We start from the raw sequence: 19,605 nt of genomic DNA, 5'->3' as shown, positions 1-19,605 counted from the left end.
TCATTCTCCTTGGCCTAAGGAGAACGCTCTTTTTCCGTCGAAGTAATACAGGTTTTCGGTTTTGATCGTATCGAAACCCGCCGCGTCCAATTTTAAAAGAAGTTCCGCGACTTGTTTGTGGGAGATCGGATGATACGAAGGATCTTCCTGTTTTACGAGGGCGTTTTTACTTACGAACCTGCATCTCCAGTGATCGATCAGAAACGTTTCCGGTTGACCCTCGGGAAAAACCTTCACCCCTCGGTTGGTAATGATCTTCAGCGTCAGATCGTTCGAAAGGGATTTGAGTTTGTTTCCGAGTTCGTTCGGATCGTTTCCGATCCAGTCGAGAAAAACGTCCACGCCTACGAGTTCTTTCTTTTGTATGGTTCTCTTATATTCAGGAATTATAATTTTCTTCGCTTTTCCGAAGGAAACGGGTTTGAACTTTTCCGGAAGATGTCCCAGATTTCCGATCACCGCTTCGGCGAATTCTTTCGTGCCGACTTTGATGCGGCTCACTCCGGGTTTGAAAATATCTCCGGTGTGAATTCCTTCCTCGATCGTCAAAAGCCACGCGTTGTTGATCTTTGCGGCGATGTCGGGTTGTCCGATATGTACGAGCATCATCACGGCGGCGTTGAGTAGACCGGAAGGGTTTGCGAGATTCTTCCCTGCGATGTCCGGGGCCGATCCGTGAATCGCTTCGAACATGGAAACGATTTCGCCGATATTGGACGAACCGGCCATTCCCACCGAACCCGCGATCTGTGCCACGATATCGGAGATGATATCCCCGTATAAGTTGAGCGTTACGACGACGTCGAAATTCTGAGGTCTGTCCGCGAGGTTGGCCGCGCCTATGTCGATGATCTGAGAATTCGCTTCGAGCTCGGGATATTCTTTCGCAACTTCCTTAAAGATATCGTGGAACAAACCGTCTGTCTGTTTCATGATATTGTCCTTCACCATGGCGGTTACTTTTTTTCTTCCATAGGCGCGCGCGTATTCGAAAGCGTAACGGATGATTTTTTCGGAACCGGGACGGGAGATCAGTTTGAGACATTGAACGGTGTCGTTGGTTTGTCTGTGTTCGATTCCCGTATAAAGGTCTTCTTCGTTTTCACGGATGATGACGATGTCGAGAGAGGGATGTTTCGTTTCTACATATGGATAAAGGGAGAAGCAGGGTCTAACGTTGGCGAACAATCCGAGCGTGGTTCGAACGGTTACGTTTAAACTTTTATATCCTCCTCCTTGAGGAGTGGTGATCGGAGCTTTTAAGAAAACCTTTGTTTGTCTGAGAACGTCCCAAGCCTCGGGTTTGATTCCGGAAGAATGTCCGTCCTTATATACTTTTTCGCCGATTTCGATTTCGATCGGATCGATTTTGGCTCCCGCCGCGTTTAAAATTTTGAGAGTCGCGTCCATGATTTCAGGACCGATTCCGTCGCCGTGTGCGATTGCGATTTTGGTTTTTTCGGACATTCTCGTCTCCTAATACTTCTAATAGAGCGGGAGCGGAGAGGGAGGTCAATTCCCTTACATCTTACGAAGAATGGAACCCGAAGAAAAATGTGGGAACTCCTTCAAAATCTTTGTGTGTCACGGAAGCGATGTAAAGTAGGAACTCCTCAGAGAAGAAGTAGGAACTCCCGCAACTTGCGCCTTGTTTTAAAAAATGTAGGAACTACCACATTCTTAATCATTCTGAAAAATCGGGAAAAGGAGAATTCAGCTCCTCTGAAAATCGGAAAAGATCGGATGTGAAACGGCTTTTAAAGGAAGGGGAAAAGAAAATTTTTAGAAACGGAAGCGATTTGAATCTCGGATCGCACGAGATCGAAAGTCATTCGATCTCGAAATCCGATTCGGAATCCACAAGAAATTCTTCTCTGGAATAGATCAGCTCCATCACGTCGTCCATCCAATCAGGGGTTCCGTGATTCGGATCTCCGAAAGGATCGTTTGTTCTATATTGTCTCATGATCTCGCTGTGCTTTTGAAGTTGTTCTCTTGTGCTTGCGTTCATATTAGAATTGTCGGTTTAAAGAACCTTTTAATAACAGATTTTGGTAAGAATTAATAATTTCTTTCCAAAAGTACAACCAAAAATTCGCTTATTTTTGAATCGGTTTAATCCGAAATCGCGAAAAGATTCGGAATTTTTAAAAAAAGGTAAGAAATCGGAGCCTAACGGACGTCAGACTGAATCGTTCGTGCGGCTCCGGGAAGGCAAAGTTTAGAACAATTCGTTTCCTTTAAAGAAGAAGGAAACTTCGAGAGCCGCGTTATCGTCCGAATCGGAACCGTGAACCGCGTTTGCTTCTTTGCTTTCCGCATAAAGAGCGCGGATCGTTCCAGCAGCCGCTTCTTTCGGATCGGTCGCTCCGATCACGTCTCTCCAATGAAGAACCGCGTTGTCTCTTTCGAGAGCGGCCGCTACGATCGGACCGGAAGACATATAGTTGCAAAGGTCGTTGTAAAACGGACGAGCGGAATGCACTTTATAGAATTGTTTCGCGTCTTCGAGAGAAAGTTTGAGGTATTTTAAACCGAGGATCTTGAATCCCTCTTTTTCGATTCTCGCGAGAATGTTTCCGACGTGTTTGTTTTTTACTCCGTCGGGTTTGATCATGATAAACGTTCTGGACATTTTTTTTCCTTTATTGAGAGAGTTTTTTAAGTAATGCTTTGCTGACGATTTCGGGAACCTGATTGCTCACGTCTCTTCCGTGTCTCGCGACTTCCTTTACGATCGTGGAAGAGATGAAGGAATATTCGCTTGAGGACATGAGAAACACGGTCTCCACATCGGGAGCCAATTTTTTGTTCATTAGAGAAATTGCATATTCGTAATCGAAGTCGGTTACGGCTCGGAGCCCGCGAATGATACTTTTCGCTCCCACTTTGGCGCAATAATCGACCGTAAGACCTTGAAACGTGTCGATCTCAAGACCTTTGATGCCCTTGGTGACTTCGCGGATAAATCCGAGTCTTTCTTCGACGGAGAACAACGTGGACTTATTCGAATTTACGGCGATCGCAATGATCACCTTATCGAAAAGTCCGATCGATCTTTGAAGAATATCCAAATGTCCGTTTGTCAACGGATCAAAGGAACCCGGATAAATCGCTAAGTGTTTCATTTTTTACGAAGCCTAGCCGTTTCTTGAGCGGGCAATCCGTAGATATTGATGAATCCTTCCGCGTCTTTTTGATTATACAATTCTTCTTTTTCGAAAGTCGCCATCTCCGGGTTGTAAAGAGAAACCGAGGACTTTCTTCCCACAACCGAACAAGTTCCTTTGTAGAGTTTTACCTTTACGGTTCCGGTTACGTATCTTTGTGTTTCGGTGATAAAAGCGCGAACCGCCTTCATTCTGGATGAAAACCAATGACCGTTGTAGATAAGTTCCGCGAACTCGATGGACAATTTGTCTTTGTGATGTTGTGTATCGCGGTCGATCGTGATCGATTCTAAATCGCGGTGCGCGACGAACAACACGGTTCCGCCCGGTGTTTCGTAAACGCCTCTGGATTTGATCCCGACGAGACGGTTTTCCACGATGTCCACTCTTCCCACGCCGTGTTTGCCCGCGATCGTGTTCAGTGCATCCATCACTTCGAGAGGATTCATCTTTTTGCCGTTGATCGCGACGCAGTTTCCTTCTTGGAAATCGAGTTCCAGATATTCGGGAGCGTCCGGAGCCTTTTCGGGAGAAGTCGTCAAGAGAAACATTTTCTCATCGGGTTCTCTATAAGGATCTTCTAATATTCCACCTTCGTAAGATATATGCATGAGATTGCGGTCCATGGAATAGGGCTTTTCCGCGGTGACCGGAACCGGAATTCCTTTGGATTTCGCGTATTCGATCAGATCCGAACGGCCGCCGAATTCCCAGACTCTCCAGGGAGCGATGATCGTTTTTTCGGGAGCCAAGGATTTAACTCCGAGTTCGAAACGAACCTGATCGTTTCCTTTCCCGGTCGCGCCGTGAGCGAACGCGTCCGCTCCTTCTTTTTCGGCGACTTCCACCATCGCTTTTGCGATCAGAGGTCTTGCTAAGGATGTGCCGAGAAGATAACGCATTTCATAAAGTGCGTTCCCCTGAATCGCGGGGAAAATAAAATCGCGCGCAAATTCCAAACGAAGGTCTTGGATATAAACTTTGGAAGCTCCGGTTTTGATTCCTTTTTCTTCCAAACCGGAAAGTTCTTCCTTTTGACCCACGTCCGCGGTAAATGCGATTACTTCGCAACCGTATGTTTCTTTCAACCAGGTGAGAATTACGGACGTATCCAATCCACCCGAATAAGCCAGGACGATTTTTTTGACAGGTTTGCTTTGCGCCATTCTGAGAACACTGAAAATCGGTCCAGGTCTGTGGACAACCGGATTTTCCTGATTCCGAAACGGGATTTAAGGATCTAAGAAAGTTTAAGGATAAAAAGGGGAAGAATCTACATTTGAAAACGATTCTTCAACTGCCGGAAGAACCGGCAATTGAATGATTCGAAAAGTCAATAACACCCTCTTCCAAGAGACGTAATCTCAACGGTCCAATCGGCGTTCGCATTTTGTTTTTGAATCGTAAAATCCGAATCGTTACAGGTACTTGCGGAACCGTCGGCGGCTTTTCGTTTCATATCTCCTTGGTATCGATACCAAAATCTTTCACCGGAATTTCCGAATTCTCCGTCGTCGATTTTGAGATCGGAAAAAGTATATTCTCCCGAATATTTATCGTTCAGCGCTTTGAGAATGATTTCTTTCACTTTCGGTTTTGCAGGCGCGGCTTGATCTCCGCCGGCCATCTTCTCGACGTTGCCTATGCCCACTTCCGAAAAATTCCACTGGTTGGTTTTCGTAAGAACGTAATTTGCGCCGGCCTCGAATTTTGTTTTGGAGTTTCCTTTTTTGGAAACGACGATAAAAGGAATTTTATATTTCGTTTCGACGACCTTTCCTTTTGCGTCGGTCTTTTCTAAGATCACCGGTTCTCCGCCGCTTTCAATGGACTCGATCGTTTCCCCTTTGTATTTTTTTGCCCAATGAGAACGAAGATCCGATTTTGCTTTTTCCTCACTCGGCGGCGCCGGAGTTTCCGAATAAACCGAAGTCGTGAATAAAGCGAAGGTCAAACAAAACACTAAAATTTTTTTCATAGTTTCTCCAAAGAATGATCTGTTTCGGAAAGTTTTCCGCAATGAGAAAGAATAGACGAATTATTTTAGATTTCAATCCGGGAATCGAAAGAAAAAAAATATTTATTAAAGAAAGAAGGGATCTTTTGCAGGAGCGATTTCGAAGATCGGTTTTCCCGAAACGAATCGAAAACGGACTTTAAGTCCGATGAAAGCCGTTTTTGTGCAAACGCCATTTCCGGAGAAACGCAGAATCGACTCGGAAAATTAAAAACGATCGGGCGTATAAAAAAGCAAAACTATCTCATTCGACAAGGACGGTTTTTTCTTCCGATCTGAGATTCAGGATTCGTTTCGGTTTAAAATCCACCCAGGAATTTTGATAATAGATCAGGAAGAATGTATATTCTCCCGAACGCGGAAGAAGAATCAAATCGTTCATTAGGATTCTTTCATGCGTCCGGGTTCGGATGACTTCTGACCCATTCCTGAATTTTGCGAAGAATGAGAACCATCGCATACGTATCGAGTTTGCAGTATTCGATGAGATTCTTTTCGATCGCCGATTTTTCGGATTCAGTCATCGGTTCGGTTTTGGCTCTGAGAAACTCGGAGTTGGCCATTTGACCCGATTGGATTCTGAGATTCTTATAAGTCTGACCTGTGATCACGGGAAGAATGGTCTTTAAGGAAGTGCTTCCTTTTTGATCCGGATGATAGTAATCGTATTCCCAGAACGGTTTTGCAAGATCCACAAAATCGTCCTGAATCGATTTGAGCCAGCCTTTGAATTCGGGAAAGGCCGCGGCGGATTCTTCCAAACATCTTCTTTCGAACTTATCGTTGAAACAAAGAATCGATCCTCCGGGGAGAATCCATTCTTGCAATTTTTCTAATATTCCTTTTCTGGGATCTACGATTCCGTCCTCGATGTAATAAAAACTTTCAGGTTCTTCGGAAACGTCCTTTCGGATTACGTGAAGCGAGAACAAAAACGGAACGTGTTGAAACGGATAAGAATTTTGATACACCGGAATCGGCGGATTGATGGATTCGAAATCCAGAAAATACATCGGATATTCGAGTTTTCCGAAAAATTCCTGAAACACTTTTTGATTCGTGTAGGGAAGTCCGGTCCGCATCGTTTGAATCTGAATTTTTTGACGAGGAGTTAAACTTTCGATTTCTTGAATGTCTTTTAAATGGAGAATTCCCTTTTCGTAAAGTTTGCCGGATTCTTCCTTGCCTTCTCGAAGCGTAAAAATATCGCCGGGAACTTTCGGATTTAAACAGATTCCCGGATAAGAACAATTTCTCGGATGAGAACAAAGACGACTCACGTAACGGGACGGCAGATTCTTTCGTGAAAGAAGATCGTATAAGGAATACGCGGATTCTTTCGTTTCCTTATCCTTGAGGGCGACCTCTTCGGTTACGTCCTTGCGGACGAAAAAGGATTCGATTTTGATTTCGCCTTGAAAGAGAAATTTGGAATTCACGAAAAGTAAAGTGCATTTGGAAACCGGAAAGCCCGATTCTTCCGTTACGAATTTTTGAAATGCAATTTCCGTTATATGCTGTTTTTTGAATGAACTCGAAGCCTTGAGGACGACGATCTCGAAGGTTCCCGGTTTTTCCTCGTTGGGGAGAATGTATTCGGTTTTGATCGAGAATTTATCGGTTTCCAAACAGGCGGATCGAACTCCCTTTCCGGATCTAAGGATTCTTCTCGTTTCCGATTCCGAATAACGCACGTTCTTCGAATCCGGATAAAAGGAATGCGAAAGTTCCCGCAGAAGCGATTTTTGTTTGGGGGAAATGTATTGGTGTTCGTAAGGATCGAAGTCGGGACGAGGTTGATACGTGTTCAACCAGAGATGGTATTCGCAATGAAGTCCGGTCGTGTAATCCGCTTTTGTAAGTTTGGGAATTTCTCCCTCGGGTCGTTTGAGGGAAAGGAGCGTGGAAACCCATTCCGGAAGAAATTTCCGAAATGGGTAAATCGTTTTTAGAATCGAGAATCCTCGGTTTTTCAGGCCAATAGAACCTTGATATCCTTAGGGCTGGAAACCGCGTAGATTTTATTCTCGGAGGTTCCCAAGTTCGCTTGAGTCAGTTTTTGGCTCACAACGCTCGGCCCAAAGTCGATACCGGTGACGTTCGTTCCCGTAACGAAAGCTTTAATCGCCTTATCCCAGTAGAGGGTTTTGATCAACATCTCTCTGAAAAGTGGAAGGCCGATTCCGTCGTCCGACTGCATGTTTCTTCCGTCGAAGATCGAGTAAACCGGAACCTTCAGATCGGAACCTTTAAAATTGAAACCGATTCTTTCCATATCGAGAGGAACGGTTTTGTTCGTATCTTCCATATGAGGAGAATGGAAAGGCGCGGTCGTTCTTAAATAAACGAACTTCACTTTCTTTTCGTCCATCTCTGCTTTGAACTTTTTACGAAGTTCAAGAAGAGATTCCGGACTTCCGGAAACGATGTTGGAATCGGGAGTGTTAAAAAGACTTACGTAGATCGCCTTGCTTCCGCTTAAACCGAGAGCGTCGTTGGTTTGTTTCACTCTGTCTTCGAGTTCTTTCTGAGTATAACCGATCACGGCAACCATAGGAGCGGGTTGTTTATCGCCGACTTCTTCGTTGGCCTTGAGTAACGCTTCGGAAGGATTGTAAGGTCCCACGAGTTCTTGCGCTCTGTATCCGATATACAATACGAACTTTAAAAATTTAACGTAAGCGGCGTAGAAATCCGCGCCGTCTTTACCGAGGGCGATTAACGCGGAGGAGATGACTCCCTGGCTATGTCCGGTGACTCCGATGGAGTTGGAGATCAATTCCGAAACGGGAAAACCTTTGTTCGTGAACGCGACGTAGTTTCCGATTTGTGCGAGAAAGATTCCCACGATGGAAACGGGAGCGCTACAGAGATAATTTTCGTCGGGAGCGGAATCCGGGTTTTTTACCCAGCTTTCGAAATCGTAACCGCCTGGGATGATCTTTTTATCGAGATTGGGAACTTCCTCGGCGATGGCTTTGAAAGAAATATCGAAGAATTCTTTGAGAGAAGGTTCGGATTCATAAAGTTTGGAGAGTTCTTTCAAGAACGGAGATCCTTGTCCTCCGAATTGCAGGAAGAGTTTTCCCCCACTAGTCTTGACTTGATTCAGAAAGTTTGCGATTGCCATGAACTTTTGTTTTCCTTAGGTGTTTAAGGATGGATCGCGTTTCATAGTTGGTTCCGCAATTCTTTTTTGAGGGTTGAGGTTCCCGAGTCTTCGAATTGACATAAAAAAGATGCTATTGGCAGAATTAAACGGAACTCTAATCTAAAGAATCGGAAACCCAATGTGGATTGAATTATACGGATATTCGAGCGCCCTTTGTTCCGCCTTGATCGGAATCATGTTGGGATCCAATCGGAAAAAATCCCCGACGTTTAAGATCGGAGCCTTTTTATTTTTGGCGATTTCCATCTGGCTCGCGCAACTTCATCTTTTCACATCGGGAAAGTTATTCGAGTTTCCCGAACTCGTTTTTTGGCATATCCCGTTTGCGATCGCGACCGGGCCCTTGTTTTATCTGTTTATCCAATCCATATTCAAAACGGAATATCTCTGGAATCGGGTTCAATGGTTTCACGTTCTTCTTGTTGTCGCATTAACGATTTCTTTTTTACCGGTGGGTCTTCTGTCGACGGAACAAAAGATGGAACTTTTTAAAAAGAATCCCGAAGCGGTTTCGCCCTGGTTCCGAAACTATATTCTATTTTTCTTAAATATGAGTTATGTGATTCCGGGGATTTACATCGCTTTTTCGTTTCGGTTTCTTTTTAACGCGAGAATTCTTTTCAACGCCGGTCAGGAAAAATCACTTTCCGTTTTTTACCTCATACTCGGTTGGTTCGGCGTTTCCAAGCTCGTAACATTTACCGGATTTCTTTGGGGAGAATTTCATTTTTTAAAGACGTTAGGCGCGCTTGGTTTTTCGACCGGTGTTTTTTTGATCTTCGTTCTTCTTTCCCGTTATCCCGACTTTTTGGAATTGTTGAGAAGGGGAATCCGAGAAATCCGAAGAAAACAAAGTAGAATCAATTCCGATCTCAAGGACGAAACCGTGAAAAAAATCCGCCGTCTTTTCGAAGAGGAAAAGATTTATCTCAACGAGGAACTTTCTTTGAAGTCGCTCGGAAATCAACTTTCTCTTCGGCCCGATCAATTGTCGCAAGTGGTCAACGATTCGTACGGCATGAATTTCAATCGATTCTTAAATTATCATAGAATCCGGGAAGCGATTCGTATTCTCGAAAAAGATCCGAACGCGAAAATCATTCACGTCGCGATGAGTTGCGGTTTCAACAGTAAGAGTTCGTTTAACGAATCCTTTCGCAGGGAAACGGGAACGACGCCGACCGAATATCTCCGAAAAAAGAGTAGGGAATCATGAATCCCGTCGACCCGAGACTTTTTACGGGTTATCGTTGGGACCATGTCCAATGCAAACTTTAAGAACTATAAAAACTTAGCTCAGTTATTTCGAGATTCCGTTCAGAAAAACCGAAACGAAAAATCCTTTTTAACGAAGAATTCGAAAGGCGTTTTCGACGGACCCACCTATCAAGAGTTATACGAAGACGCTCTTTCTCTTGCGTCCTATTTGATCGAAAAGTGCGGTTTAAAACCGCAGGAAAACGTCGCGATCATCGCCGACAATCGTTTGGAATGGATCCTTACCGATCTCGCGGTTTTGTTTTCGGGGGCCGCCGACGTTCCGAGAGGAAGCGACGCGACCGTTCAGGATATGGAATACATTCTTTCCCACGCGGATTGTAGAATCGTATTTATCGAAAACGCAAACGTATTCAAAAAATTGAATTCGATCCGCGAAAAACTGACCGGTTTGGAATATCTGATCCTCATGGACGGAACTCCGGAAATTTTCAAAGAAGGAAAGGTTTTGAATTTCAGAAAGGTTTTGGAAGAGGGAAGAACCTTGTCGAAAGAAATGGTTCTGGCCCGAGCGGATCGTATCGAGCCGAACGATTTGTTGACTCTCATTTATACTTCGGGAACGACCGGGAATCCGAAAGGCGTGATGTTGACGCACGAGAATATTCTATCACAAATTCGGAATATACCTTTGGGACTTCAAAAGGAGGATCGGATTCTTTCCATTCTTCCCGTTTGGCATATCTTCGAAAGAATTTTCGAAATCGTATCGTTCACGTTCGGTTGTAAAACGTATTACACGAATATCCGCTCCTTAAAGGAGGATATGCAGATCGTAAAGCCGACCTTTATGGCTTCGGCTCCTAGACTTTGGGAAAGCATCTTTCAGGGAATTCAAACCAAACTCCAAGGTATGAAAGGGATTTCCAAAATTCTTTTTCAAGGCGCGCTCAAAACGAATCGAATCCGTTATCGTCATCTTGCGGTTCTAAAAAACCGAGAATTAAAACTCAATCCCGAGTTTTGGCCCGTAACTATATTCAAAAAATTGATTTCGTTTATCATTCTTACCTGGATCGTATTGCCCGCAAAACTTCTGGACTTGATCGTTTTAAAAAAGGTGAGAATGGCTACCGGAGGAAATCTAAAGGCGAGCGTTTCCGGCGGGGGCGCGCTTCCGTTGCACGTGGACGAACTTTTTAACGCGATCGGAATTCCCGTATTGGAAGGTTACGGTTTAACTGAAACGAGTCCGATTCTTTCCATGAGAACTCCCGAAGAATTGATCGTAGGAACGGTCGGAAAGATTTTTCCCGAAACTCAGGTTCGTATCGTGGACGTCGCAACCGGAAAAAACATTTATCCGAGTTCAAATCCCTTCGGCAAAAAAGGGGAACTGATCGTAAAAGGTCCGCAAGTGATGAAGGGTTATTACAAAAACGCCGAAGCGACCGAGAAGGTTCTGCAGGACGGTTGGTTTAAGACCGGGGATCTCGCGGTGCTTACAGCGAATTCTTATTTGAAAATCGTGGGAAGAATCAAGGAGACGATCGTACTTTCCAACGGTGAAAACTTGGAACCGGTTCCGATCGAAGCGAAACTTCAGGAATCTCCTTTGATCGAAGCTTGTATGGTGGTCGGTCAGGATAAAAAATTTCCGGGCGTTCTCGTCGTGCCGAACTTGGAAAATCTAAAAGATTACGGTTCCGATTTGAAAACGATTAGTTCTCATCCCGAGGTCAAGGCGTTGATTCGTTCCGAAATTTCCAAGATGATCAGCGATCAGAACGGCTTTAAGTCCTTCGAAAGAATCGGAGGTTTTAGTCTTCTGGATCGTCAATGGGAAAAAGGGGAGGAACTGACCGCCAAACTTTCCCTCAAACGGTTTTTGATCGCCGAAAAATATTCGAAAGAAATCGAACAGATCTACGGTCCTTCTCAAAACTAAGTTTTCGCTCTTCGCTATCCGAATCCATTTTTCGGTAGAGGCACTTTTTTGGAACGCGTTCTCCACGGGGCGCGTTTTTTTTGCTTCCTTGAAACGCCTACGTTAACGGTTCTTCGGAAAAGGGTTGACCCGAGCTCGTAAAATTTTTTCCATTTTGTCTTGAATCCTACGTTCGAGTAGAATTCGAAAATCCACCGTGTCGGACCTCGAAATATCTTAGAAACTTCGAATGTCCCGATAACAGTTTTAACAAAGATGATCAAAGTCAAAAATCTATCCAAATTCTATGGCAAGAAACTCGCTATAGACCGTCTGAATTTTGAGTTGGGAGAAGGCGAGATCGTCGGACTTCTCGGTTTGAACGGGGCCGGAAAAACGACCACGATTCGAATTCTTACCGGATATCTGATCGCGTCCGACGGGATCTGCGAGATCGACGGAATCAACACTTTCGAAAATCCTCTCGAAGTAAAAAAGAAGATCGGTTATCTTCCCGAAACTCCTCCGTTATATCCCGAACTTTCCGTCGAGGATTATCTCAAGTTCGCTGCGAGAATCAAACAGGTTCCCGCCGAATCGATCGACTCGGAAATTTCGAGAGTTTGCGAAAGAACGTTTCTCACCGACGTTCGCAAAAGTAATATCGAAACTCTTTCGCTGGGATTTCGCAAAAGAGTCGGAATCGCGCAGGCTCTTCTCGGAAATCCGAGAATCATCATTCTCGACGAACCAGTTTCGGGACTCGATCCGAAACAAATCGTCGAGATCAGAAATCTCATTCACTCTTTGAGGGAAGGACATACGATTCTTTTATCGAGTCATATTCTTCCCGAAGTTTATAAAACCTGCAACCGTTTCCTATTCTTACACAAGGGGAGAATGGTTTATCAAAGAGATAGAAAACAACTCGAAGAGGAAATGGAAAAACTTTCCGGTTTGGAAGTCACTCTTTCGGGAGCCGACGCGGATTCCGGTAAAAAATTTCTTTCCTCTTTTCCCGGAGTCGATGCGAACAAGATCCAATCCATCGGAGAAGATTCGAGAGGAAACACGTTCTTGGTTTCCACTTCGACCGAACGGGAATTTAAGGAAAAACTTTTCGCGTCCGCTTCTTCTTCTCCGCGTTTGGAATACATCCGCAAACAGGAAGTCACCTTAGAACAGATTTTTATGAATCAGGTTTAGAAACTATGTTTCAAAATATTAAATGGATTTTTTTCAAAGAAGTCAAAGTGTTCTTCGGAACCTTTATGGCTCCCTTGGTTTTCGGCGGAACCGCCTTTTTAAATTCTCTCTTCGTGTTGATTCTGAATTTTAACTCAGGCACGAACTACGTCGATACGACCGTGATCACGTTTCTTTCCTTTATGTCCACGATCATCATAGCGATGTTGATTCTCGCGATGGGAAGTATCACGGAAGAAAGAAACCGCGGAACTCTGGAGTTTTTATTTACGGCTCCGATCACGGATCTGGAAATCGTCGCGGGTAAGTTCGCGTTCGGAACCTTGATCTGTTTTTTGATTTCGGTTTTCGTAAACGGATTGTTTCCGATCTTCTTATATTCTTTTTGGAAGGCCCCGCTTTATATCGTAGTTTCGGGAACGATCGGAGTTTTTCTTTTGGGAATTTTTTCCTTTGCGATCGGACTTTTCGGAAGTAGTCTCGGTAAGAATCAGATGACTTCTCTTCTGATTTCGATCGTGATCGTTTTGACCCTTTGGGTTTCGGGATATTTTTCGTATCTGTTCGATTCGGTAACGAGAAAGATCCTCTATCACCTCCATATTTTTTCGCACTTCATCGCGTTTTGTAAAGGAGTTCTGCCTTTGAACGGAATCGTTTTCTTTGTGAGTGGAGCGTTGTTCTTTCTTTATCTCACCGTGAAAGTTTTGGAATCTAGGAGATGGAGAGGATGAAAGAATCCGTTTTGTTGAGAATTTTTCCCTGGGTTTCGCTCGCTTCCCTGTTTTTGTATTTTCCGGTTCGCGACAGCATTCAATTGCCGGCCAATCGTTGGCTCTGGATGGGTTTCGTATTAACGGTTTTGATATTCGAACCCGTTTATCGCTGGTTTCAAAAAAAGAATATTAAAGAAGAATGGAATTCTTATATAGCCGCGGGCCTCGGTCTTGTTTCGTTCGGAATCTATCACCTTCGCGTGTTTCTCGAGGAACTCGCGCTTAAGTCGAATTCCACCGGTTCCGGCAACGAAAGAATCCGTGAAATCCTTTTGGTGTTTCTCGTTTTGTCAGTGTTCGGATTTTTAATTCTTACCCTTTTAAAGGAATTGGGAAAGGATTCGGCCGGAGCGCAGAGCGTTTTAAAAACTTCCAAACAGGCGCTCGTCCGTTACTTCATTCTGAATCTCGCGATCGTATTCGTGGCGCTCGTGATCGTAAATTACGTTTCCGTAATGCGAAATCACAACTTCGATCTGAGTTCAAAAGGTCAATATTCTTTCAGTTCTTCCGGAGCCAAAATTCTCAAAAGCGTCAACAAAGAAGTCGAAGTGATCGCTTTTTATCCGAGACCTCTGGAGAATTCTTCCTCGAGCGATAAGGCGAATTCTTTTTCCCTCCGGAGAATCCGTCCCGATCTGGAAATTTATTTGGATCAACTCAAATCCTTGAGTCCGCAGTTTAAGGTTCGTTTTATCAACGCGGACGTGGAACTGGACGATCTTGCGGAGTTCGGTCAGGTTTCGAACGGGATCATTCTTCTTAGGACCAAAAAACCTTTGACCGAAGACGGAAAACAATACGCGGAACAAAAACTTTCGATTCGTGAAAAAACGGATTTGGAAGATTTGGAACGCAAGCTCATACAAGCGGTCGTAAACATCACAACCGAAGAAAAGAACGTTTACTTCACGCAATCCAACGGAGAAAGATTTTCTCCGATCTTCCAAAATCTTCCGAACGAAAAAGTGGGAATTCTTTCCAACTCGTTGAGTTTCTTAAACTTCAAAGTGAAAGGGCTCGGAATCGCGGAAGGTTGGCCGGGAAGAATTCCCGAAGACACGGACGTATTGATGATCACCGGACCGACGGTCGCGTTTTCCAAAGAAGCGCAGAACGCGATCCTCGATTTTATCGAAAAGAAAAAGGGAAAGGTGTTCATCACGGTCGATCCGAAGGGAACCGAAAACTTTCAATGGCTTTTGGAAAAATCCGGTTATGAATTTTTGAAAGGACCTCTTTCTCAAATTCAAGGACAAGCGGGAATGGTTCTCGCAAAATCGTTTCGAAAACATCCGATCGAGGAAACTCTGACGCGCAAAGATATGGGTTCCATGTTTCCGTTCGCGGGATTTTTCGTTCCGTTGGCCGCGCTCGGTCCGGGCGGAAAAATTTTCGAGGCGTTTACTCTGATGGAATCGGGCGGAGATTCTATATTAGATAAGAATAATAATGGAAAACAGGATGCGGGCGAGGAAAAGAGAAACGTAATCTTGGGAATGATTTTAAAAACGGTTCCGAAGATTCAAAACGCACAAAACACTTCTTCCGAAAACAAAAAGGAATCTCCGATCAATCTCGGAGCTTCCGATGCAAACGCGCAAAACGATTCCAATCCTTTGGCGATTCCCGGAACAAAACCGGAGAACGGATCGGATTCTCAAAACGCAAATACAAGCGCACAAAACAACGACGCAAACTCGAAAGAAGAAGGGAGAGTCGTAATCTTTTCGGGAACTTCTTGGATCACGGATCAATTCATTTCCTACGGAGCGAATTACGAACTCGCGACTTCGGCGATCACTTGGATGTATCAGGATCTTTCCTTGTCTTCGATTCAACCTAAGAAAGAAGAAGTGAACACCGTGTCTTTGACGGACGTTCAAAAAAGAACGGTTTGGATTTTGGGAATGTTCATCTTTCCGGGTTTGATCGCTCTGGTTTCCTCGGCGGTTCTGATTCAAAAACGCAGAAGGGAAGGAGAAGAATCTTGAAACGAATTCTTCCTTTAGTTTTCGCGTTAGTCGCTCTTGTTGGAATCTTTTTCTTTTTGGACGAAAGAAAAGAGGACCAAACCGAAATTTCCGTTTGGGAAATCGACATAGACGAAATCGAATATCAACCTCCAAAGGAAGCCTGGGAGGGAGACGACGCTTCCGCGTTTTATCGCGCGCCGATCATTCTCAAGAAACAAAAAGGAATCAGCGAAAGCGGAACTTTTTTGACCGTCGAATCCAAGGATTTGGAAACCGGAGAATCCGTAATCTTCGAAGGCGGTTACAACACGGACAATATCTTTCGCGAACTTTCCGTTCTCAAATCGAAAGGTGTGGAACCGATCGTAGACGGAAAGATTTCCGCCTCACTGCAGTTAAACGAAAATTCTCCCCGAGTTCGTTTAAAAAATTCCGGTCGACTTCTGAAAGAAATTCGCATCGGAAAAAAGAAACCTTCGGATTCGACGAGAATCATAAACGTCGATAACGATATTCTTATCATGCAGGGAAATACCGCGGAACGTTTTACGAGGGGCATCGGAGAATTCAGACAAAAACAACTCGTCAATCTTAAGGACGAATTCGCGGCCGAAACGATTTGGGAGGAAGAGGGAAGAACGCTTCGTCTCGACAATCATCCGTTTAAAGAGAATACGGTTCGTAAAAATTTCTGGAGAAGGCTTTCCGGAAAACTCATCGTTTTGGAACAACATCTCGGCGATTCTTGGAACAATCAACTCGTGGGTCAACTTGTGGAATTGTATCCCGATGATCCGAACGGCGCGGGTTACGCGGTCGCAAAAAGTCTGATCGGAGTTCCGGCGGACGCGTCTTTAAAGATCAAAATCTCAAACGGAGATTGGATCACGTTGCGCTATTATCCGAAGACCAATATCAATTCCGTGGATTACAGACCAGCGATTCGGATCGTAAACGGGAAATTTTCCGAACCCCCTTTTTATATCCGTGAAGATAGTTTCTTGCGGTTAAAAGAAATCGCGGGGAATTTGGACAAAGCGGAACAAAGAAAGGAACCTTTAAATCCAGACCAGATTCCTAAGAATCAAAATTCCGTTCTCCCCAAAAAATGATCGTAGATAAAGAACAAGACTTCTCCGAAATAAGAACCGGACTTCTGCAAAAAGTTTTTCAATCGCCCGAAACCGCTTTCGATCTTTATCAAAAGACGAACGGATTCGGTTATTCGGAAATCATAAGAACCCATTTTTTACTTTGGCTTCTTGCTCCGGCCGCAAAGATCGTTTCCAATCTCGTCTTTTCCCTTCTTTCTTTCGTACGTTACGACGAGGGAGAATGGAGTTTGTTTTCCGGAGTCGTGTTCTCGTTTTTGATTTATCCGGTCGTTTTGTTTTTGGTCGCACAGTTCGACGTCTTTCGAATTTTTATGAAGAAGGCCGATCGAACCAAAGGGGAAACTCTTCCGCCCGCGAACATTCTTTTGATTTCGTTTATTCCTTTCAGCGCGTCTTCCGTTTTTTGGATTTTACCCTCTCCGTTGCAGGCGGTTTTTATCGCGATTTCGTTTTTTCTTTCCTGCGCCCTTTCCGTTCGGAGTTTGAAAAAAATTCTCGGATGGGAAGATAAGGAAGTTCTAATGTTCTTTTTGTCCGGTTCCGCGTATTTTTTGACCGGCGTTTTATTTTTAACAGTGATCTATAATATATTTAGGACCATTCTCAATTGAAGATTTTTCTGATCGGAATCGGCGGCATCGCTATGGGTAACCTCGCTCATATGCTTCAGAAAAGCGGACACGAGGTTTCCGGTTCGGACGCAGGCGTTTATCCGCCCATGTCCGATAAATTAAAAGAATGGAATATTCCATATTTTGAAGGTTTTAAAGCCGAGAATATCAAAGGTCAGGATCTGATCGTCGTCGGAAACGCGATCTCGCGCGGAAATCCGGAAGTCGAGGAGATGCTCAACTCCGGGATGAACTATCTTTCCATGCCCGCCGCGATCAGCGAGTTTTTTCTCAAAGGAAAAAAGGTGATCGTAGTCGCCGGAACGCACGGTAAAACGACGACTACATTCTTAATTCATCATATACTCAAAGAGAACGGAGTCGAACCCGGGTTGTTTGTCGGAGGAATTCGTAAGGACGGTTTTCCGGGGTTCGAACTCGGAAACGGACAGTATTTCGTCATCGAAGGCGACGAATACGACACTGCGTTTTTCGATAAGTCCTCCAAGTTTCTGCATTACAGACCCACCTACGCGGTGTTAAACGCTTTGGATTTCGATCACGCCGATATTTTTCCGGACATCGCGGCGATCGAAACCATGTTCAAACGTTTGATCAACTTGGTTCCCGGAAACGGTAAGATCTTTTTTTGGAACGGTTCGGGTTCTTTGAAAAAACTCGTGCAACACGTTAAGTTCACCAAAACCGAAGGTTTTGAATGGAACCGTAAGGATTCTTCCCTTACTTGGAAAAAACACGAGCTCGTGTGGGACGATCAAAAATTGAATCCCGCGCTTTTCGGAGATCATAACTATAGAAACATCGAAGTTGCGATCCGTGTTTGTTCCGAGATTCTAAAGGAAAAAAATCCGAGCGGTTATAAACAAGGAATCGCAAAGGCGATCGATTCTTTTCCGGGCGTTAAAAGAAGACAGGATATTCTATTCCAATCTCAGACCGCGCTCGTAATGGAGGATTTTGCCCATCACCCGGTTGCGGTTCACGAAACGATTCACGCGGTCAAAAAAAGATTTCACGGTTATAAGATCATTTCCCTTTTCGAACCGAGAAGCGCGACTTCCCATCGTAACGTTTTTCAGAAGGAATATTCGTATTCTTTTCTCGGTTCCGATCTGACCATTCTTACAGAAATCCATAATTTGAAAAAGGTTTCCAAGGACATTCGTCTGGACGTGAAAAAACTCGTTCAGAAGCTCTTAAAGAATTCAAAAACCATTCCGGTTTATGCGAAGGATCCGGCGGAGTTGCTTGCAAAACTTGAGAAAATGATTCCCCAATTTACGGGACAGAAAATTCTGATCTTAGCCATGTCCAACGGCTCCTTTGGCGGTATTTATCCGGGGTTGGTCGAATTGGCTCGGAAACACGTATGAACTTATCTCAGGAACTCGATTCCATTTATCAAGAAGCGATCCAAAAAATCGGAGCGTCCGTTTCCGAAGAGGATTTAGATAAGAATAAAAACGATTTTATCGGCAAAAAAGGAAAGCTGACCGCGGTTCTTAAGAATGTCGCGTCTCTTTCCATCGAGGAAAAAAAGACGGTCGGTCAAAAAGCGAACGAGCTTTCGAAGAAGCTCGAAATTTTCGTAGCCGAAACCAAAACCTCTCTTAAGAAAAAACTTTTTGAAACGCAGGCCGCTTCCGAATTTTTCGACGCGCTTAGGCCGCTTCCGGGACCTTCCAACGGAAGTTTGCATCCGATCACTCAGATTCAATACGAGATCGAGGACATCTTCGCGTCCATGGGCTTCAGCGTTATGGACGGACCGGAGATCGAAACGGATACGAATAACTTCGGCGCATTGAACTTTACCGAAGATCATCCCGCGAGAGAAATGCAGGATACGTTTTATCTTGAAAACGGAAACCTTTTAAGAACTCATACATCCGCGATCCAAGTAAGAACATTAAGAAAATTGAAACCTCCGTTTCGTATCATCGCGCCCGGAAGAGTTTTTCGTTACGAGGAAGTCGACGCTTCCCACGAACACACGTTTTATCAGATCGAAGGAATGGTCGTTGGTAAGAATATTTCCGCCGCGAACCTGATCGACACGATGCAGGTTTTGTTATCGAGAATTTTCGAAAAAGAAATTAAAACCAGGCTTCGTCCCGGATATTTTCCGTTCGTCGAGCCGGGTTTCGAGTTGGACATCAACTGTCTTGTTTGTGAAGGAAAGGGTTGTCCCGTTTGTAAACATTCGGGTTGGCTGGAACTTTTACCCTGCGGTTTGATTCATCCGAACGTTCTTTCCCACGCGGGACTCGATCCGAAAGAATGGACCGGCTTCGCGTTCGGTCTCGGTTTGGATCGACTCGTTATGATGAGATACGGAATTCACGACATTCGTTATTTCCAATCCGGCAATCTGAGATTCTTAAAACAATTCTAAT

18 protein-coding genes are annotated in these 19,605 nt (G+C 44.4%); 9 read left to right on the top strand and 9 right to left on the bottom strand.

Features of this window, described 5'->3' with window-relative positions; translation table 11 throughout:
* The 9 genes from LEP1GSC052_RS15770 to LEP1GSC052_RS15740 all read right to left on the bottom strand — a co-directional run bounded on the left by LEP1GSC052_RS15770 (position 1) and on the right by LEP1GSC052_RS15740 (position 8,317).
* Positions 1-1,467, bottom strand: a complete 1,467-nt coding sequence (locus LEP1GSC052_RS15770; RefSeq protein ID WP_010573286.1) for an NADP-dependent isocitrate dehydrogenase — start codon at positions 1,465-1,467, stop codon at positions 1-3.
* Positions 1,468-1,828: 361 nt separating this feature from the next.
* Complete coding sequence (locus tag LEP1GSC052_RS21040; RefSeq protein ID WP_010573287.1) at positions 1,829-2,011, bottom strand: hypothetical protein; 183 nt, start codon at positions 2,009-2,011, stop codon at positions 1,829-1,831.
* A 210-nt stretch (positions 2,012-2,221) separates the two neighbouring features.
* Entirely contained in the window at positions 2,222-2,635 is a 414-nt protein-coding gene (locus tag LEP1GSC052_RS15765) for a nucleoside-diphosphate kinase (protein ID WP_010573288.1), read from the bottom strand.
* Between the two features lie 10 nt (positions 2,636-2,645).
* Complete coding sequence (gene coaD / locus LEP1GSC052_RS15760; RefSeq protein WP_010573289.1) at positions 2,646-3,128, bottom strand: pantetheine-phosphate adenylyltransferase; 483 nt, start codon at positions 3,126-3,128, stop codon at positions 2,646-2,648.
* Positions 3,125-4,336 carry an argininosuccinate synthase gene (locus tag LEP1GSC052_RS15755; RefSeq protein ID WP_020986044.1) on the bottom strand — a complete coding sequence of 404 codons (1,212 nt, stop codon included), beginning with the start codon at positions 4,334-4,336 and terminating at the stop codon, positions 3,125-3,127. The genes coaD and LEP1GSC052_RS15755 overlap by 4 nt, the downstream gene beginning before the upstream one ends.
* A gap of 167 nt (positions 4,337-4,503) precedes the next feature.
* Positions 4,504-5,148, bottom strand: coding sequence for a hypothetical protein (locus LEP1GSC052_RS15750; protein WP_010573290.1), 645 nt, complete (start codon positions 5,146-5,148; stop codon positions 4,504-4,506).
* A gap of 283 nt (positions 5,149-5,431) precedes the next feature.
* A complete protein-coding gene (locus LEP1GSC052_RS21325; RefSeq protein WP_020985685.1) occupies positions 5,432-5,569 on the bottom strand; it encodes a hypothetical protein in 138 nt (45 codons plus the stop codon).
* A gap of 10 nt (positions 5,570-5,579) precedes the next feature.
* Positions 5,580-6,998 (bottom strand): DUF2779 domain-containing protein, encoded by a 1,419-nt coding sequence (locus tag LEP1GSC052_RS15745; RefSeq protein ID WP_010573291.1) that lies wholly within the window; start codon positions 6,996-6,998, stop codon positions 5,580-5,582.
* A 161-nt stretch (positions 6,999-7,159) separates the two neighbouring features.
* Positions 7,160-8,317: an ACP S-malonyltransferase gene (locus LEP1GSC052_RS15740; RefSeq protein WP_010573292.1), complete on the bottom strand. Its 1,158-nt coding sequence runs from the start codon at positions 8,315-8,317 to the stop codon at positions 7,160-7,162.
* A gap of 160 nt (positions 8,318-8,477) precedes the next feature.
* On the opposite strand from LEP1GSC052_RS15740, the gene LEP1GSC052_RS15735 reads away from it, so the two are divergent.
* The 9 genes from LEP1GSC052_RS15735 (at position 8,478) to pheS (ending at position 19,604) form a co-directional block, all read left to right on the top strand.
* A complete protein-coding gene (locus LEP1GSC052_RS15735) occupies positions 8,478-9,575 on the top strand; it encodes an AraC family transcriptional regulator (protein ID WP_010573293.1) in 1,098 nt (365 codons plus the stop codon).
* Between the two features lie 42 nt (positions 9,576-9,617).
* Positions 9,618-11,525, top strand: a complete 1,908-nt coding sequence (locus tag LEP1GSC052_RS15730; protein WP_010573294.1) for an AMP-dependent synthetase/ligase — start codon at positions 9,618-9,620, stop codon at positions 11,523-11,525.
* Positions 11,526-11,780: 255 nt separating this feature from the next.
* Positions 11,781-12,710, top strand: coding sequence for an ABC transporter ATP-binding protein (locus tag LEP1GSC052_RS15720; protein WP_010573296.1), 930 nt, complete (start codon positions 11,781-11,783; stop codon positions 12,708-12,710).
* Positions 12,711-12,715: 5 nt separating this feature from the next.
* Positions 12,716-13,444, top strand: a complete 729-nt coding sequence (locus tag LEP1GSC052_RS15715) for an ABC transporter permease (protein ID WP_010573297.1) — start codon at positions 12,716-12,718, stop codon at positions 13,442-13,444.
* Positions 13,441-15,480: a motility-associated ABC transporter substrate-binding family protein gene (locus tag LEP1GSC052_RS15710; RefSeq protein WP_010573298.1), complete on the top strand. Its 2,040-nt coding sequence runs from the start codon at positions 13,441-13,443 to the stop codon at positions 15,478-15,480. The genes LEP1GSC052_RS15715 and LEP1GSC052_RS15710 overlap by 4 nt, the downstream gene beginning before the upstream one ends.
* A complete protein-coding gene (locus LEP1GSC052_RS15705; protein ID WP_010573299.1) occupies positions 15,477-16,574 on the top strand; it encodes a hypothetical protein in 1,098 nt (365 codons plus the stop codon). The genes LEP1GSC052_RS15710 and LEP1GSC052_RS15705 overlap by 4 nt, the downstream gene beginning before the upstream one ends.
* Positions 16,571-17,188, top strand: a complete 618-nt coding sequence (locus LEP1GSC052_RS15700; RefSeq protein WP_010573300.1) for a hypothetical protein — start codon at positions 16,571-16,573, stop codon at positions 17,186-17,188. Before LEP1GSC052_RS15705 ends, LEP1GSC052_RS15700 begins: the two co-directional genes overlap by 4 nt.
* On the top strand, positions 17,185-18,582 hold the full coding sequence (locus tag LEP1GSC052_RS15695; protein WP_020986520.1) for a UDP-N-acetylmuramate--L-alanine ligase: 1,398 nt from the start codon (positions 17,185-17,187) through the stop codon (positions 18,580-18,582). Before LEP1GSC052_RS15700 ends, LEP1GSC052_RS15695 begins: the two co-directional genes overlap by 4 nt.
* Entirely contained in the window at positions 18,579-19,604 is a 1,026-nt protein-coding gene (pheS, locus tag LEP1GSC052_RS15690) for a phenylalanine--tRNA ligase subunit alpha (RefSeq protein WP_010573302.1), read from the top strand. The genes LEP1GSC052_RS15695 and pheS overlap by 4 nt, the downstream gene beginning before the upstream one ends.
* The last annotated feature ends 1 nt before the right edge of the window (position 19,605 follow it).

The organism is Leptospira kmetyi serovar Malaysia str. Bejo-Iso9 (genome assembly GCF_000243735.2).
In the GTDB taxonomy this organism is placed as follows: domain Bacteria; phylum Spirochaetota; class Leptospiria; order Leptospirales; family Leptospiraceae; genus Leptospira; species Leptospira kmetyi.
Note: the sequence above shows the minus strand (reverse complement) of the source record. Positions and strands in the feature narration are given on the sequence as shown.